Source organism: Gordonia aichiensis (assembly GCF_039946255.1).
Classification (GTDB): domain Bacteria; phylum Actinomycetota; class Actinomycetes; order Mycobacteriales; family Mycobacteriaceae; genus Gordonia; species Gordonia aichiensis_A.
Map to the genome: position 1 here is coordinate 14,000 of NZ_JBCDWL010000020.1, position 16,851 is coordinate 30,850.

Annotated in this window: 14 protein-coding genes; 9 read left to right on the plus strand and 5 right to left on the minus strand. The window is 69.1% G+C overall.

Going from position 1 to position 16,851, the window contains the following annotated elements; all coding sequences use genetic code 11:
- Positions 1-47 precede the first annotated feature (47 nt).
- Positions 48-659 carry a fasciclin domain-containing protein gene (locus AAFO60_RS17970; RefSeq protein ID WP_347957660.1) on the minus strand — a complete coding sequence of 204 codons (612 nt, stop codon included), beginning with the start codon at positions 657-659 and terminating at the stop codon, positions 48-50.
- On the opposite strand from AAFO60_RS17970, the gene AAFO60_RS17975 reads away from it, so the two are divergent.
- The 3 genes from AAFO60_RS17975 to AAFO60_RS17985 all read left to right on the plus strand — a co-directional run bounded on the left by AAFO60_RS17975 (position 601) and on the right by AAFO60_RS17985 (position 3,546).
- Positions 601-735 carry a hypothetical protein gene (locus tag AAFO60_RS17975; RefSeq protein ID WP_347957665.1) on the plus strand — a complete coding sequence of 45 codons (135 nt, stop codon included), beginning with the start codon at positions 601-603 and terminating at the stop codon, positions 733-735. The two genes, AAFO60_RS17970 and AAFO60_RS17975, sit on opposite strands and share 59 nt — an antisense overlap.
- 225 nt (positions 736-960) lie before the next feature.
- Positions 961-2,766, plus strand: coding sequence for a cytochrome c biogenesis protein DipZ (locus AAFO60_RS17980; protein WP_347957607.1), 1,806 nt, complete (start codon positions 961-963; stop codon positions 2,764-2,766).
- 132 nt (positions 2,767-2,898) lie between these two features.
- Positions 2,899-3,546, plus strand: a complete 648-nt coding sequence (locus AAFO60_RS17985) for a response regulator transcription factor (RefSeq protein WP_347957608.1) — start codon at positions 2,899-2,901, stop codon at positions 3,544-3,546.
- Between the two features lie 258 nt (positions 3,547-3,804).
- Here the strand turns inward: AAFO60_RS17985 and AAFO60_RS17990 are convergent, their stop codons facing one another.
- Together AAFO60_RS17990 and AAFO60_RS17995 are read right to left on the minus strand one after the other, a co-directional pair.
- A complete protein-coding gene (locus AAFO60_RS17990; RefSeq protein ID WP_347957609.1) occupies positions 3,805-4,011 on the minus strand; it encodes a CsbD family protein in 207 nt (68 codons plus the stop codon).
- 166 nt (positions 4,012-4,177) lie between these two features.
- Entirely contained in the window at positions 4,178-4,333 is a 156-nt protein-coding gene (locus tag AAFO60_RS17995) for a hypothetical protein (protein WP_347957610.1), read from the minus strand.
- Between the two features lie 224 nt (positions 4,334-4,557).
- On the opposite strand from AAFO60_RS17995, the gene AAFO60_RS18000 reads away from it, so the two are divergent.
- The 4 genes from AAFO60_RS18000 to AAFO60_RS18015 all read left to right on the plus strand — a co-directional run bounded on the left by AAFO60_RS18000 (position 4,558) and on the right by AAFO60_RS18015 (position 9,562).
- On the plus strand, positions 4,558-5,352 hold the full coding sequence (locus AAFO60_RS18000) for a crotonase/enoyl-CoA hydratase family protein (RefSeq protein WP_347957661.1): 795 nt from the start codon (positions 4,558-4,560) through the stop codon (positions 5,350-5,352).
- 229 nt (positions 5,353-5,581) lie between these two features.
- Complete coding sequence (gene macS / locus AAFO60_RS18005) at positions 5,582-6,769, plus strand: MacS family sensor histidine kinase (protein ID WP_347957611.1); 1,188 nt, start codon at positions 5,582-5,584, stop codon at positions 6,767-6,769.
- Positions 6,724-7,410, plus strand: a complete 687-nt coding sequence (locus AAFO60_RS18010; RefSeq protein ID WP_347957612.1) for a response regulator transcription factor — start codon at positions 6,724-6,726, stop codon at positions 7,408-7,410. Before macS ends, AAFO60_RS18010 begins: the two co-directional genes overlap by 46 nt.
- 142 nt (positions 7,411-7,552) lie before the next feature.
- Positions 7,553-9,562 carry a DUF2339 domain-containing protein gene (locus tag AAFO60_RS18015; protein ID WP_347957613.1) on the plus strand — a complete coding sequence of 670 codons (2,010 nt, stop codon included), beginning with the start codon at positions 7,553-7,555 and terminating at the stop codon, positions 9,560-9,562.
- Between the two features lie 111 nt (positions 9,563-9,673).
- Here AAFO60_RS18015 and lon read toward each other — a convergent pair whose 3' ends face one another.
- Together lon and AAFO60_RS18025 are read right to left on the minus strand one after the other, a co-directional pair.
- Positions 9,674-12,055, minus strand: a complete 2,382-nt coding sequence (gene lon, locus AAFO60_RS18020) for an endopeptidase La (RefSeq protein ID WP_347957614.1) — start codon at positions 12,053-12,055, stop codon at positions 9,674-9,676.
- Positions 12,056-12,247: 192 nt separating this feature from the next.
- Entirely contained in the window at positions 12,248-13,372 is a 1,125-nt protein-coding gene (locus AAFO60_RS18025; RefSeq protein ID WP_347957615.1) for an NDMA-dependent alcohol dehydrogenase, read from the minus strand.
- 194 nt (positions 13,373-13,566) lie between these two features.
- Between AAFO60_RS18025 and AAFO60_RS18030 the strand changes: the two genes are divergently transcribed.
- Together AAFO60_RS18030 and AAFO60_RS18035 are read left to right on the plus strand one after the other, a co-directional pair.
- The gene (locus tag AAFO60_RS18030) at positions 13,567-14,565 is read left to right on the plus strand and encodes an alpha/beta hydrolase family protein (protein ID WP_347957616.1); all 999 of its coding nucleotides are present in this window, start codon (positions 13,567-13,569) and stop codon (positions 14,563-14,565) included.
- 110 nt (positions 14,566-14,675) lie between these two features.
- On the plus strand, positions 14,676-16,826 hold the full coding sequence (locus AAFO60_RS18035) for an acyltransferase family protein (protein ID WP_347957617.1): 2,151 nt from the start codon (positions 14,676-14,678) through the stop codon (positions 16,824-16,826).
- Positions 16,827-16,851 lie beyond the last annotated feature (25 nt).

The window sequence follows — 16,851 nt, forward strand, 5'->3', positions numbered from 1 at the left end:
GGGTCGGCGCACCGCAGATTCTGTCTTCCTGTCGGAGTTGCGACCCGCTACTTCTTGGCCGGAGGCATCAGCACCTGGTCGATCATGTAGACGGTCGCGTTGGCGGTGTGCACGCCACCGCAGATCACGCTCGCACCGTTGACCTTCAGGTCGTCGCCGCTGCCGGTGACGTCCACGGTGTCGCCCTGGACGGTCTTGTGCTCACCGGCGATCTTGTCGGGGCCGAGCTGGCCGGGCACGACGTGGTAGGTCAGCAGCGAGGTGAGTGCGGGCGCGTCGGTCTTGAGCGAGTCGAGGGCGGCCGAGTCGACCTTCTCGAAGGCCGCGTTGACCGGCGCGAAGACCGTGAACTCACCGCCGTTGAGGGTGTCGACGAGATTGACCTGCGGGTTGAGCTTGCCCGACACCGCCGAGGTGAGCGTGGTGAGCATCGGATTGTTGGAGGCGGCCACGGCGACCGGTTCGGTGGACATGCCGGTCACCGAACCCGGGCCGGTCGGCACCTGCTCGGCGTACGCCTTGCAGCCCGCACCCACCAGGTCTGCGGCCGGATCGGCGGTCATCCCCGACGAGCTCATCGCCGACGAGCTCATCGCGGTGGTGGGCATCGCCGAACTCGAGGCCGTGGTGCCGGAATCCGTGCTCGAACATGCGGTCATGGTGGCTGCGACAGCGAAGGCGAAGCCCATCGCAACGATCTTCGTGCCCGTCTTCGTGGTGGTTCTCATCGACTGATCTCCCTTGTCGTCGACCCCGACTGGCGTCGGTGTCGGTCAGCAGTGACATCAGTCGTTCGGGGCGGCGGCGAAGGCGGATGGGTCAGATCACCAGAAATTTTCCGGGCACCGTCTCACGCATCCGCGCGGTCGGGCTTCGGTGCGCGCGGCGACGGGGTCGCACCGACCTCGCGTGGTCGGTGCGAATACCCATCCGGGCGACCGGCCTCACCGAATGCCGTTCATGAACTCTTTGATCGCGATCGGCTTCGTCGGCGGTCTCATCACCGGCATCTCACCGTGCATCCTCCCGGTTCTGCCGGTGCTGTTCTTCTCCGGCGCCCAGAACGCCCGCGAGGATTCCCGCCGCAATGGCGACACCGACTCGCCGGGGGATTCCGGCGAGCCCACCCCGGCCGGAGCCGGGTCGGTGGCCGTGGCCGTCGAGCCGGCCGCACCGTCGCGCCGACAACGGTTCGCCGAGAGTTCGCGCCCCTATCGGGTCATCGCCGGACTGGTGGTCAGCTTCTCGGTCGTCACCCTGATCGGGTCGAGCCTGCTGTCGCTGGTGCACCTGCCGCAAGACAGCATCCGCTGGGCGGGACTGATCGTGTTGACCGCCATCGGGCTGGGGTTGATCTTCCCGACGGTGGAGCAGCTGCTGGAGAAGCCCTTCGCCCGACTGCCCCAGCGCTCGGTGGGGCAGGGCCGCTCCGGTTTCGGTCTCGGACTGGCCTTGGGCGTGCTCTACGTGCCGTGTGCCGGACCGGTCCTGGCGGCGATCGTCGTCGCCGGCGCCACCGGCGAGATCGGCCTGTCGACGGTGGCGCTGACCTTGTCGTTCGCAGTCGGCGCGGCGCTCCCACTGCTCGTCTTCGCTCTCGCCGGCCGCCGAGTCGCCGAGCGCGTCAACGCATTCCGCAAGCGGCAGCGGCAGATCCGCATCGTCGGCGGCATCGTGATGATCGCGCTCGCCGTCGGACTGGTGTTCAACGTTCCGGCCATGCTGCAGCGCGCCATCCCCGACTACACCAGTTCGCTGCAGAACTCGGTCGGCGGCACCGACGAGTTGAACGGCAGGCTGAACCTGGGCGGCATCGTCACCGATGAGAATCGGGAACTCTCGAACTGCACCGACGGTGCCGCCGAACTGCAGAGCTGCGGCACCGCACCCCGTCTGACCGGCATCACCCAATGGTTCAACACTCCCGGCGACACCCCGCTGCCGTTGACCGACCTCCGCGGCAAAGTGGTGCTGATCGACTTCTGGGCGTACTCGTGCATCAACTGTCAGCGGGCCATCCCGCACGTCGTGGACTGGTATGACACCTATCGCAGCAGCGGGCTCCAGGTGATCGGCGTCCACACTCCCGAGTACGCGTTCGAGAGGGTGCCGTCGAATGTGATCGCTGCGGCAGACAAGCTGAGCATCGACTATCCGGTCGCGCTGGATCCCGCGTATTCGACGTGGACCAACTACCGCAACAGCTACTGGCCGGCGCAGTATCTGATCGACGCATCGGGCACGGTGCGGCACATCGAATTCGGCGAGGGCGGCTATGCCCAGTCCGAGAAGCTGATCCGGCAGCTGTTGACCGACGCGCATCCCGGCATCGAGCTCCCGCCGCCGACCGAGCAGGCCGACACCACCCCCACCGCACCCACCACCCCCGAGACGTATCTGGGAGTCGGCAAGGTCGTCAACTACGACGGCGCCGCCCCGTACCGGGCGGGCACCGCCGACTTCGCCTATCCGGACAAGCAGCGCGCCGACACGTTCGCGCTCCGCGGGCCCTGGACGCTCGACTACCAGGGCGCCACCGCGGGCACCGGCGGTTCCATCTCCCTGAACTATCACGCGGCGGACGTCTATCTGGTCGTCGGCGGCACGGGCAGTGTCACCGTCACCCGCGACGGCGCCGTCTCGACAATCCCGATCAGCGGCCCGCCGACCCTGCATCGGATCGCCGGTCCGGGCCGCAACGAGGCAGGCCACCTGGAGGTGTCGGTCTCCCCGGCCCTGCAGGTGTTCTCGTTCACCTACGGGTGATCGAGAACCGGGTGATCGAGAACCGGCTGATCGAGAACCGGGTGATCGATGAACTCCTCGAATGAGGCCGACGCCCCGGTCCGGCGGCGTCGTCACCCCGAGGGGTGAAGACACCGGGGATAAAATCGTCCTATGGCACACCTTTCCCTGGCACTGGTCGACGATTACGAAGTGGTCGTCCAAGGTCTGGCCGCGATGATCCGCAATTACCGAGAACGAGTGCAGGTGGTGGAGTTGGACACGAATGCCGACGTCGCCGAACGCGTCGACATCGCCCTGTACGACTCATTCGCCAATCCGCAGGGCGACAGCATTCAGGTGCGCGATCTGGCAGCCAATCCCCGGATCGGGAAGACCGTCGTCTACACCTGGAATTTCGATGATCATCGGATCTCCCGTGCTTTCGCGAACGGCGCCGACGGCTACATCTCCAAGGGACTGCCGGCCGCCCGTCTGGTCGACGCCCTCGAATCGGTGCACCGCGGCGACCAGACGCTCCATCCGATCGACGGGGGCGAGACCAAGATCGTCGCGGGCGACTGGCCAGGACGGGAAGAAGGGCTCTCGCACCGCGAAGCGGAGGTGCTCGCGCTGATCACGCAGGGACTGAGCAATGCCGACATCGCCGAGCGGTCGGCGCTGTCGATCAACTCGATCAAAACGCACATCCGCAGTTGTTATCGCCGGATCGGGGTGACGACACGCACCCAGGCCGTGCTGTGGGGGGTGGCCCACGGATTCGTCCCCGATCGGTCACGAAAGTCCGTGGACGAGACGTGACAGCGCAGTCCGTGGACGAGACATAGCCGACGGGCGGCGCCGGCCGCCGACGAACAGTGGAGACCGGCCCACAGACGAGCAGCGAGCCGACGGGGTCCTGTCACGCCCGCCGACTCGCTCCGGAATCCGGCGGCATGGCCACCGGATTGGATTCTGCTCGTCGCAGCCCCGCGTCGTCTGCACGTCGCGGGGCTGCGCCGATCCCCCATTCAAGGGCGATCTCCACTTCCGGGACGATCGCCCTGACGGGTTCGAGGTCTACTCGTCCTCGTTGCCGAGGACCTTGTCGGCGACCTCGTTGGCCTTGTCCTTGAGCTTCTCGGTGCCCTTGTGCAGCGCCGACTTCGCCTGATCCATCTGGCCTTCGTGCTTCAGGTCCTCATCGCCGGATGCGGCGCCCGCAGTCTCCTTGGCGCGGCCCTTCAGCTCCTCGGCCTTGTTCTCGAACTTGTCTTGCAAACCCATGAGTGGAGTCCTTTCCCTTGAAGATGAATGAGATGACATCGATTCGGCGAATTCACCGACGCACTCGGCGAGCTCCCCCTCTCAACCGATACGCCGTGACGGCAGCTCTGTCGAGTCCTCTCGATCAGAAGATCACCATCAGCAGACGGTCAGTATCGGCAGACGGTCAGTACCAGTGACGCCGACCGCCGACCTCCCGGCCCAGCATTCCGGCGACGAACAGCACCAGTCCGATCACCACGGCGATGACACCGAGGGTCCACAAGATGGGGATCTTGATGATGAATCCGATGATCAACAGGATCACGCCCAGAGCGATCATTCGTCCATTCCTTTCATCCGGCAGCTCATGCAGGCCGGATGATCTCCGGCCCGAAATCCGAACACCGGAATCCGAGCTGACTTCGCTCCGATCCCGGCGCCCGAAATTCACCCTATGGCCGCGATGAGTCCCGTGTCTTCACCCCTGGGGGTGAAGACACGGGGCCGGTCTCGGTGCCGCACAGGCCTATGTGCGCTGTGGCCGGACCAGTCATGATGAATCACATGATCCACATCGACTACGAGGTCCGCGACCGGGTCGCCCACGTCCGTCTCAACCGGCCCGACAAGCACAACGGGCTCACCCTCGACATGATCGACGATCTCGCCGAGGCCGCCGACCGCGCCGCCAAGGACAAGAGCCTGCGCGCGGTGATCCTGTCCGGCGAGGGGCCGTCGTTCTGCTCCGGCCTCGACTTCGCCTCGGCGGGCCGGGAACGCGGCCGGCTGCTGCGCAACATGATCCCGAAGCGCTCGTCGGCGGCCAACAACTTCCAGGCCGCCGGCTGGGCGTGGCGCGGTGTCCCGGTCCCGGTGATCGCGGTGATCACCGGGCACTGTTTCGGCGGCGGCCTGCAGATCGCGCTCGGCGCAGACTTCCGCTACGCGACGCCCGACGCCGACTTCTCCATCATGGAGGCCAAGTGGGGTCTGATCCCCGACATGTCGCTGTCGGCGAGCATCGCCCAGCTCACCAGCATCGATGTCGCCAAGCGGCTGACCATGACCGGCGAGAAGTTCTCGGCCGCGCAGGCGCTGACCTGGGGTCTGGTCAGTGAGGTCCACGACGATCCGTTCGCGGCCGCCGACGCGTTCATCGACCTGGTCAAGCAACGCTCCCCCGATGCGGTCGCCTTGTCGAAGTCGTTGTTCGAGAACACCTGGTACAACGGCTCCCGACTGTCGTTTCCCGTGGAAAAAGCCTTGCAACTGCGCCTGCTGCGCGGTCGCAACGCCGCCATCGCCCGCAAGGCGGGAATCGCCAAGGAGGTGCCGCAGTTCGAAGACCGGCAGGTGTGACGGGTTCGGCCACCGGGCCGAGTTCGAGCGCCGCGCCCCACCAGGCTGGTCGAGTAGCTACCGAGCGAAGCGAGGCAGCGTATCGAGACCCCGCAGCCTCGATGCGCTCCTCCGCTCCGCTCCCCCGCTTACTCGACAACCCTGAAACACCCCAGGCCGGTCGAGTAGCTACCGAGCCAAGCGAGGCAGCGTATCGAGACCCCCGCACCATCCCGAAGAAGGTGACGCGATGACAACGAGCCGCACCGCGACAGACCCGGCCGCGCTGTGGCGCGGGCTCGACGACGACGATCCCGTGGGACCGCTGTGGCGCGCGGCCCAGATCTTCCGACTCGTCAGCTTCGTCTACGCGCTCGGCTTCCAGATCGCGGTCAACGGCGACCTGCAACGACCGGTCGTCGTCTGGATCCTGTTCGCCGTCATGACGATCGCGAACATCTGGTGGACCACCGGCTACCTCGCCGGGTTCGGGCGGCGGCCGTGGTTCGTCGCCGTCGAGGTGGTCGTGTCGGTCGCGATGATGCTCTCGACCGAGTTCGTCGCGACCCGCGACTGGATCGCCGACAACCAGACCTGGCCGACCACCCTGTGGATGTCGAACGCCGCGCTGTCGGCCGCGGTGATCGGCGGCGCCCGCTGGGGATTCGTCGGGGCCGCCGCCATCGGCCTGACGAACTATTACGTCAAGGGCGTCCTGATGGTGAACTTCGGCCGCAACGCGACCGCGATCCTGCTGATCGCTGCGGCGATGGCCGTCGGCATGGCCGCCTCCCGCGCCCGCCTCACCCACGATCGGCTGGCCGAGGCGATAGCGCTGGCCGCGCAGTCGGCCGAACGCGAACGACTGGCCCGTGAGGTGCACGACGGCGTCCTGCAGGTGCTGGCGCTGATCGCCCGGCGGGGACGTGAGATCGGCGGCCCCACACAGGAACTCGCGACGCTGGCCGCCGAACAGGAACGAGTGCTGAGGCAGTTGATCGCCGCCGCCCCACCGGTCTCCGCCGCGGCTGACGACGCCGATCTGGGACGGGCGCTGCGGGCTCTCGCCTCCGACCGCGTGCAGGTGAGCGCACCGGGCGAGCCGGTGCTGTTGGACGCCGCCGTCGTCGACCAGGTCCTGGCCGCGGTCGGCAACATCCTCGACAACGCGGCGCGCCACGCCGGCCCGGATGCCCGCGCCTTCGTGCTGCTGGAGGACCTCGACGACGCGATCGTCGTCAGCGTCCGCGACGACGGCGTCGGGATCGAACCGGGCAGGCTCGCCGAAGCCGTCGACGAGGGACGGATGGGCATCTCACGGTCGATCATCGGCCGCATCGAAGAACTGGGCGGCCGTGCGCGACTGGAATCGGCGCCCGACGCCGGGACAGAATGGGAGCTGACGGTCCCGGTCAACCGGCGAAAGGACCAGGAGTGAAGACACTTCGGGTGATGGTGGTCGACGACCATCCGATCTGGCGCGAAGGCGTCGCCCGCGACCTCACCGAAGAGGGCTTCGACGTGGTCGCGACCGCCGACGGGGTTGCCGGCGCCGCGGCGCGCGCGGCCGCCGCCCGGCCCGACGTGGTCCTGATGGACATGCAGCTGGGCGACGGCACCGGCGCCGAAGCCACCGCGAAGGTGCTGCAGGCCCACCCCGGAGCGCGCGTGCTGATCCTGTCCGCCTCCGACGAGCGCGACGACGTCCTGGAGGCCATCAAGGCCGGCGCCACCGGATACCTCGTCAAGAGCGCCCAGCGCGCCGAGCTGGTGGCCGCGGTCCGCGCCACCGGCGACGGTCAGGCCGTCTTCACCCCGGGTCTGGCCGGCCTGGTCCTCGGCGAGTACCGCCGCATCGCCCGGTCCCCCGCACCCGACACGCCGACCCTCACTCAGCGGGAGACCGAAGTGCTGCGCCACGTCGCGAAGGGCCTCTCGTCGCGGCAGATCGCGACACGACTGCAGATCAGTCCGCGGACCGTCGAGAACCACGTCGGCGCGGCACTGCGAAAACTGCAGCTCGGCAACCGGGTGGAGCTGGCCCGGTACGCGATCGAGCACGGCCTCGACCAGGAGTAGCAGGCCCGTCGGACCCGGGCCTGGGGCGCAGATCCGACCACCGCCTGAGCCTCCGTTCGGCTTCTCCCCACGCGCAACTCACCACTCGATCTGCGTAGTTCTGCGCATGTCCGGCAGGCCGCCGCGCGGAAGGGTGAGAGGCATGACGAACAGCACCGATTCAGCCGCCGCGGCCGCCCGCCTCCGCGACGAGCTGTCGAGCATCGCGGGCAGGATGTCGACGGTCTCCGCCGACTTCGCAGTACTCGTCGAACAGCTCGCCGGCACTCCGGCCGGTCGAGTCGAACCGTCCGCCCCCGTCCAGGTGCCACCGGCCCCCGCCCAGACGCCAGCGCCGGTCCAGGCGCCGCGCGCGCCCGACCCGTGGTCCGACCACCGTCCGCAGGCACCCCACCCGACGACGCCGCCTCCTCCTCCGCCGACGCCGGGACCGTACCCGCCGCAACCGCAGTTGCAGTACGTCACGGCACCGTTCGGTCCGTTCCCGGGTGCGCCGACGAGCGCCCCGACGCCCCCGGCCGGCCCCGCCCCGCAGTGGCACTCGGCCGCACCGCCGGTCCCGACCCGCAGCGTCGGCGAACGCCTGTCCGACGCCGCCGAACGCGGTGTGATCGGCCGCGTCCTGGCCGCGGTCGGCGTCGGCATCACACTGATCGGCGTGGTGTTGCTGCTGGTCCTGGCCGCGCAGGCCGGGCTGCTGCGCCCCGAACTGAGGGTTGCGGGCGGCGCCGTCTTCGCCGCGGCACTGGCCGCCGTCGGCTACCGGATCGGTCGCCGACCGCAGAAGCGTTCGGGGGCGGTCGCCCTCGTCGCGACCGGCGTGGCCGCGGCACTGTTCGACGTCCTGGCCGCCACCTCCATCTACCACTGGCTGCCGGAGATCGCGGCGCTGCTGATCGGCGGCGCGATCGGCGCCACCGGACTGGCCCTGGCCCAGCGGTGGGACAGTCAGACGCTCGGACTGATGGTGTCCGTGCCGCTCCTGATCTTCGCTCCCGCGGCGGCCGGCGGCGTCGACCCGTTGCTGGTCTGCTTCATGCTCGCGTACGCGGCGAGCACGCTCTGGATGCAGATCGGCCGCGACTGGACCGCCCTGTACCTGGTCAACACGGCTGCGACGACCCTTCCGCTGATCGTCCTGGTGTTCACCGCGAACGACTCGGCGGCATGGTTTCCGGCACTCGCCGCGCTGGTCAACGCGGCGCTGGCACTGGGTTCAGCCGTTCTGCTGGCACCCGGCAGCAGCCGGGCCGTGCTGGTGGGACTGGTCGCCGTCGTCGCGGGCGTCCCCCTGCCCCTGATCGGCGATCAAGGGCTCACCGACACCCCCACCGCCGTGGCCGTCACCGCGTTGGGCGCACTGCTGTTCATCGCCGCCGCGGTCGGCACCCGGCGAAGCACCGCGGTGCCCTTCTCGTGCCGGGTGGCGTGGCTGAGCTGGGGAGCCGTGCTCGCCGCCCTCGCCCTGGGCACCGCGATGTCCGCGTCGAGCCAGCACCTCGGCTTCCTCGCACTCTCGGTCGTGCTCGTCGGCGCCGCCCGGTGGTCGGACGATCTGGAGCACGCCGTCCGCGTCGTCGCCACCGTCTTCGCCGGGCTCGGGCTGACCATGCTCGCCGGCATCGGCGGCGGCAGCCAACTGCTCGTCGCCGGCTCCGTCGACTCCGCCGGGCAGACGACGATCCTGATCGGAGCCCTCCTCGGGGCGGCCGTCACGACGGTCCTGGCCTACGAGTGGGGCATCGGCGTCCCCCGCGAAGCACAGCGGATCTGGCTGGTCGGCGGCCTGATCGACCTCTGGCTGGTGACCGCGGTGTGCATCAGCATCGGCGACCTCGCCTCCGGCGGCACCGCCGCCGGGTTCCGCGGCGGACACCTGGCCGCCACCCTGATCTGGTTCGGCGCCGCCGCCGCGGCACTCATGGCGGCCCGGACCGCGCGCGGATCGGCGCGGACGCTGCCGCTCATCACCGGCCTGTCGGTGATCGTGATCGCCGTCGCCAAACTGTTCCTGTTCGACCTCGCCGCCCTCGACGGGGTCCTGCGAGTCATCGCCTTCATCGTCGCCGGCCTGGTGCTGCTGTCGCTCGGCGTCGCCTACGCGCAGAGCCTGACCGACGACGACAACACCCCGGCCGAGCCCGTGCACTGATCGGCCCGACCTCGCGAGACGACGACGCCCGGACGGCTCACCATGAACCGTCCGGGCATCGTCGTCTCTACTCTTGCCCCATCGCGCTCGCCGCCGTCGGGCCGTCCTCCGTCAGGCCGCCGCCTGCACCCCGTCGGCCCCTTCCAGCGCCTGCGCGACGATCGCCGCGACATCGGTCATCGGCTTCACCTCCAGCGCGTCGAGGACCTCCGCGGGCACCTCATCGAGGTCGGGCTCGTTGCGCTTCGGGATGAACACCGTCTTCAAACCGTTGCGCTGCGCGGCCAGCAGCTTCTGCTTGACCCCGCCGATCGGCAGGACCCGACCGTTGAGGGTCACCTCGCCGGTCATGCCGACGTCGCTGCGCACCCGACGCCCGGTCAGCATCGACACCAGCGCCGTCACCATCGTGACGCCCGCCGACGGCCCGTCCTTCGGCACCGCACCGGCCGGGAAGTGGATGTGCACGGTGCCGTTGAGCGCGGCCGGATCGATGCCGAACTTCGCGGCGTGCGCCTGCACGTAGCTGAGCGCGATCTGCGCCGACTCCTTCATCACATCGCCGAGCTGGCCGGTCAGTTTGAGCTGCGGCCCCACCGTGCCGCCGCCCTTGTCTGATGTACCGCCCCTGTCCGACGCACTGTCGACCCGGAGCGCTTCGATGAACAGCACGTCACCTCCCATCCCGGTCACGGCGAGTCCGGTGGCGACGCCGGGCACCTCGGTGCGCTCGGCGATCTCGGGCGTGAAGCGCGGCCGACCGAGGTACTCGGCCAACGACGCGGCGTCGACGATCACCGGTTCCGCGGCACCGATCTCCTTCACCGCGACCTTCCGCGCCACCTTGGCCAGCATCCGCTCGAACTGCCGCACACCCGGTTCACGGGTGTAGTTCGCGGCGATCTCGCGCAACGCCTCCTCGGTGACCGTGACCTCCGCGGAAGTCAACGCCGCCCGCTCCAACTGACGCGGAACCAGGTAGTCGCGAGCGATCGCGACCTTGTCGTCCTCGGTGTAGCCGTCGATGGTGACCAGCTCCATGCGATCGAGCAGCGCCGACGGGATGTTCTCCACGACATTGGCGGTCGCCAGGAAGACGACGTCGGACAGGTCCAGATCGAGGTCGAGATAGTGGTCGCGGAACGTGTGGTTCTGCGCCGGGTCCAGGACCTCGAGCAGCGCCGCCGCCGGGTCGCCCCGGTAGTCGGAACCGACCTTGTCGATCTCGTCGAGCAGCACCACCGGATTCATCGAACCGGCCTCGCCGATCGCGCGCACGATCCGGCCGGGCAGCGCGCCGACATAGGTGCGCCGATGCCCGCGGATCTCGGCCTCGTCGCGCACACCGCCGAGAGCGACGCGTACGAACCTGCGGCCGAGCGCCCGCGCGACCGATTCGCCGAGCGAGGTCTTGCCGACACCGGGCGGACCGGCCAGCACCATCACCGCGCCCGACCCTCGTCCGCCGACCACCGATAGGCCGCGCTCGGCACGCCGCGCCCGCACCGCCAGGTACTCCACGATGCGGTCCTTCACGTCGTCGAGACCGTGGTGGTCGGCGTCCAGGATGGCCCGAGCGCCGGCCAGATCGGTCGAATCGTCGGTGGTCACCGACCACGGCAGGTCGAGGACCGTGTCGAGCCAGGTGCGGATCCAGCCCGCCTCCGGACTCTGATCGCTGCCGCGCTCGAGCTTGCCGACCTCCCGCAACGCGGCCTCGCGGACCTTGTCGGGCAGATCCGCCGCCTCCACGCGTCCTCGGTAGTCGTCGGCGCCGTCGGGCTCGTCCTCACCGAGTTCCTTGCGGATGGCGTTGAGCTGCTGGCGCAGGAGGAACTCCTTCTGCGTCTTCTCCATGCCTTCGCGGACGTCGGTCGCGATCTTGTCGCTCACCTCGGTCTCGGCCAGATGCTCGCCGGTCCAGTCGATGAGCAGCCGCAGCCGCTCGTCGACGTCGGCCGCCTCCAACAGCTGCCGCTTCTGTTCATCGCTGAGCCACGACGAGTAGCCCGCCGTGTCGGCCAGCGCCGACGGGTCGGAGATCTGGTTGACCGCGTCGATGACCTGCCACGCCTCACGGCGCTGCAGCATCGCGAGAACCACCTTGCGGTACTCGGCGGCCAGTTCGCGGGTGGTCTCGGTGGTCTCCGGCTGGACCACCGGCTCCACCTGCACCCAGAGCGCCGCCCCCGGTCCGGACGTTCCGGCTCCGATGAGCGCGCGCTGTTCACCGCGGACGACGGCCACGTAGCCGTCGCGCCCCGGCATCCGCCCGGCCTGCAGAATCGACGCGATCACACCGTGCGTCGGGTAGCGGTCGGCCAGGCGCGGCGCGACCAGGATCCTGCCGCCGCCGAACTCCTCGCTCTCGGTGGCGCGGGCGGCGTCGACCGCCGCTTGCGCCGCATCGTCGAGCGGCACCGGAACCACCATGCCCGGCAGCACCACGAGGTCGGGCACGAACAGGACGGGGACGGAAATGTGTTCTGACATGACACCTCCAAAGTTCAGTCTGACCGACTCAACCTCGGGGGTATTGCATTTATTTCAGAAGTGTGTTCTCCCTCGGCGATCAGCGCGTATCCGCGAGCCGAGAGTCGGTGCGCCTGTGCGGCCCCGCTCCGCACAGGCGCACCGGATTGTCAGCGCCCCGGATTCATTCAGCGCACGGGAATCGCCGCCCGACTACCAGTCGGCCTCGTCGAAGACGACCATGCCGCGAATGTTGTTGCCCTCGAGCATGTCGTCGTACGCCTTGTTGATGTCCTCGAGGCGATAGGTCTGCGTGACCAGGTCGGCGAGGTTGAGCTGCCCGGCCCGGTACTCGTTGAGCAGCTTCGGCACCTGGGTGCGGGGGCCGGCGCCGCCGAAGATCGCGCCCTGGACGCGCTTCTGCAGGAGCGTCATCTCGAACAGATTGAGCTTGACGTCCATGGCCGCGTAGTCGCCCATGCCGACGACCACGACCTGCCCGCCCTTCCCCGCCATCGCCATGGCCGGCGCGATGTACTCGCCCTTCATCTCCCCCACCGTGAGGACGACGGTGTTCGCCATGGTTCCCCACGTCATCTCGCCGACGGCCGGGATCGCGTCCTCCATGCTCTCGAACGTGTGGGTGGCACCGAGCTTCTCGGCCATGTCCCGCTTGAACTTCACCGGATCGACGGCGACGACGTGCCGCGCCCCCGCGGCCTTGGCGCCCTGGATCGAGTTGATGCCGACACCGCCGATGCCGACGACGACCACCGTGTCGCCGACGCGAGTGCCGCCGATCTCGGTCACCGAACCCCAGCCGGTCGCCACCCCGCAGCCGAGCAGCGCGGCCTGCTGCAATGGGATGTCGTCCTCGATCTTCACCAGCGACGCCTGGTTGACGGTGATGTACGGGGAGAAGGTGCCGAGCAGGCACATCTGGGTCAGGCCCTGACCGTTCTGGGTCACGCGGTGGGTCTTGTCGGAGATCGACAGGCCCGTGAGCAGCCCGGCGCCCTCGTCGCAGATGTTCTGCGCCCCGCGCGAGCAGGGGCCGCAGACACCGCAGGCGGGGATGAACGCGGTCACGACGTGATCGCCCTCGGCGAACCGGGTGACGCCCTCGCCCACCTTGACGACCACACCGGCGCCCTCGTGCCCGCCGACCACCGGCATCGGCGCCGGACTCTGCCCGGTCCGCAGGTGGTGGTCGGAGTGGCACAGCCCGGAGCTGACGAGCCGGACCTGCACTTCACCGGCGACCGGATCGCCGAGTTCGACTTCCTCGACCTTCCATTCCTCATTCACTCCGTGCAGAACTGCGGCCTTCGTCTTCATCGCGATCACGCCTTCCCTCGGTGATGTGCCGGTCGTCACACGAGACGACCCACCTTCATCGTCTCCCGATTCGGAGTCGGCGCATCCCGTTTCGGCGGATCGGCGCCGGTGCGGGGGCATCGTCCGTACTTGTTCCCCGCCGGGAATCGGTCCGTTAAGGAAAATGCCAGGACGGAAGCAGAAAATCGACAGTCATGAGGATCCCGCGCCCCCACCCGATCGTCACCGGCATCGTGTCCACGCTGCTGGTGGCCTTGGCGTGCGCGACGATCCTGCTGTGGGGATTCGCGACGCCCGCGTCCCCGCACTCCGCCCCCGCTCCGCACTCGCACACCGCGACCGTCACCGCCGCCGCACATCACGACCGCGCGCCCGCGCCGATCGTGCAGCGCTGCATCCCGTATCCGGCCGCGAACCCCGATCCCGCCCAGAACTGCGCCGACCTGTACCTGCCCGGCGACTACCAGCAGCGGACCGGAGTGCCGGTGGTCGCGCTGGTCCACGGCGGCTCGTGGGCGCGCGGGGTCACCGCGCGCAGCTTCGACCGCGTCGCCCGCGATCTGACCGCCCGCGGGGTGGCCGTCTACAACGTGGAGTACCGCCGGGTCGGGACCGGCGGCGGCTGGCCGACGACCTTCACCGACGTCGGCGCGGCCCTGGACAACCTGCCCGCGGTGATCGCCCGCCATCGGCAGCTGACCCTGCAGGATTCGGTCCTGGTGGGCCACAGCGCCGGCGCCCAACTGGCGGTGTGGGATGCGCTGCGCACGGCCGCGGGTCCCGGTCCCGAACTGAGCGCGCCGCGGTGGACGCCGACCACCGTGGTCAGCGTGGCCGGTCCGCTCGACATGCGCTGGGCCGCCGACCACGGCGACTCCCGCGTGGTGCGCGTGCTGGGCGGAACCCCGAGCACGGTGCCGGGCCGCTACCGGGCGGTCGACCCTCTCGCAGTGCTCCAGACGACCGCGACCCCGGCGACCGGGCCGCGCATCATCGCCGTGCACGGCACCTCCGACCATCTGGTCTCGATGATCAACTCCGAGCGGTTCGTCGCCGAGTACCTGCTGCGCAGCGGTCGTGCCGAGCTGCGCTTGCTGCCCGGACAGACGCACACGTCGATGTTCCGATCGAGCTCGCCGGCGTACCGCGCACTCCTCGCGACGATCGTCGACGCCGCCCACGGAAGCCGCTGACCCGGCCGGCGCGACCCGCGCCGACCCGGTGGCGTCCTGACCTGTGCGATCGGCGCCTCGCCGGGGTCGGAAATGGAAATCGACCTCGCCGTCCCAGTAGCATCCGGCATGTGAAGTCTGCCGGAACCGACCTGACGAGCCCCGTCCCGTCTCGCCACAACGAGGACGCGGCCACCGGCAACACGTCCGGGTACCGGCTCGATCTCGACGGCCTCCGCGGCATCGCGATCTTCCTCGTCGCCGTCTTCCACGTGTGGTTCGGCCGTGTCTCCGGCGGCGTCGACGTCTTCCTCACGCTGTCGGGCTACTTCTTCGTCGCCTCACTGCTCAAGCACGTGGTCAAGACGCAGCCCGCCGAGGTCTCCTGGCGCGCCGCGATCGATCCCTGGCCGCGGCTCAGCCGACTGCTCCGTCGCCTCATTCCGGCGATGTTCCTGCTGCTGGCGTTCATCGCAGCCGGCGTCTGGTGGCTGATGCCGAGCACCCGCTGGGGCCCGCTCGGCAAAGAGATCATCGCCTCGGCGCTGTACTACCAGAACTATCACCTGGGCTTCCTGTCTCAGGACTACGGCGCAGCCGACTCGGCGATCAGCCCGATGCAGCACCTGTGGTCGATGTCGATGCAGGGGCAGTTCTTCGCGCTGACCCTGCTGACCGCGTTGGCTCTCGGCGGCTTGCTCAAGTGGGGTGCCACCCGCTGGGAGGTGCTGACCAGCTACAACGTGATCCGGGCCATCGTCGGCGGCTCCCTGCTGGTGGTGACCCTCGTCTCGTTCGCGTGGGCGAACTACCGACACGGGATCAACCAGCCCTTCAACTACTACGACACCGTCGCCCGCATCTGGGAACCGATGTCGGGTGGTCTGCTCGCGATCTGGATGCCGAAGCTGCGGATGGCCGATTGGCTGCGCAATCTGCTGACCGTGTTCGCGGTCGCGATGATCGCGACTTCGGGCATCTGGATCGCCGGCGTCCAGGAGTATCCGGCCATGCTCGCGCTCGTTCCCGCCGGCTCGACGCTGCTGCTCATCTGGATCGGCTCGTCGGCGACCGCGCCGCGCCCGGTCCCCGGCAACGACCTCAGCCTGGCCGGCCGGGTGCTCGCGCATCCGTGGATCGTGTGGCTCGGCTCGATCGCCTACTCGCTGTACCTGATCCACTGGCCGCTGCTGATCTTCTACATGAACTGGCGATTCATCGACGACGTCACCTTCGTCGAGGGCACCGCCGTCCTCGTCATCTCGGTGATCCTGGCGTGGCTGATGACCAAGTTCGTGGAGGCACCACTGCGGGCCGGACGCGGCGACGGCTTCACCATGCGCTACCGCCGCATCCTGACACTGGTGCTGGTCGTCGCCTCGCTGTTCGCCTTCACCAGCGCGGGCTACTGGCAGTACCGCCAGAGTCGGATGGTCGTCGACACCACCAACCTCGATCCGCGCGAGTACCCGGGCGCCCGCGCCTTCCTGGCCGACGCGCCGGTGCCCGCGGTGCCGATCGCGCCGCCGCCGGAGGCCGCCGCCGAGGACTGGCCCGTCAGCCATCTGCCGCACTTCTCCAACTTCGGCGATCCCGCGATCAAGGTCGGCTCGTACGGCGATGCGACGGCGACGCGCACCATCGCGCTGGTCGGCGGCTCGCACTCCGAGCACTGGATGACGGCGCTGGACAAGATCGGCAAGACGCGCGGCTTCCGCGTCACCACCTATATGAAGGCCGGTTGCGCGCTCTCGACCGAAGCCGAGGTCGTCCTCGACGGGCGCACGCTCACCGAGTGCAACGACTGGTCGCGCCGGGTCGTCGACAAGCTGGCGGTCGACAAGCCCGACTTCGTCTTCACCACCGCCACCCGCCCGGCGCCCGACGGCCAGCGCGGCGACGTGGTGCCGCGCGGCTACATCGACTTCTTCACCGAGTTCCGGGATCGGGGCCAGAAGGTGATCGCGGTGCGCGACACGCCGTGGCCGCGCGGTCCGCAGTCGCCGCCCGAATGCATCGCCTCCGGGAAGCTGCCGCGGGTGTGCGGCGTCCCCCGCGCCCGGGCGCTCTCCCCCGAGAACCCCGCCGACGAGCTGATCCCCGAGTTCCCGAACATGACGTTCTTGGACTACAGCAACGGATTCTGCACGCCGACGTACTGCCCGGCGGTCGTCGGCAACATCCTGGTGTGGCACGACTACCACCACGTGACGACGGCGTTCATGCGGAGCCTGGTGCCGTTCTTGGAGCCTGACCTGCGTAAAGCCACCGGTTGGTGGTAACCGGGAGGGCGACGCGCCCGCGGTC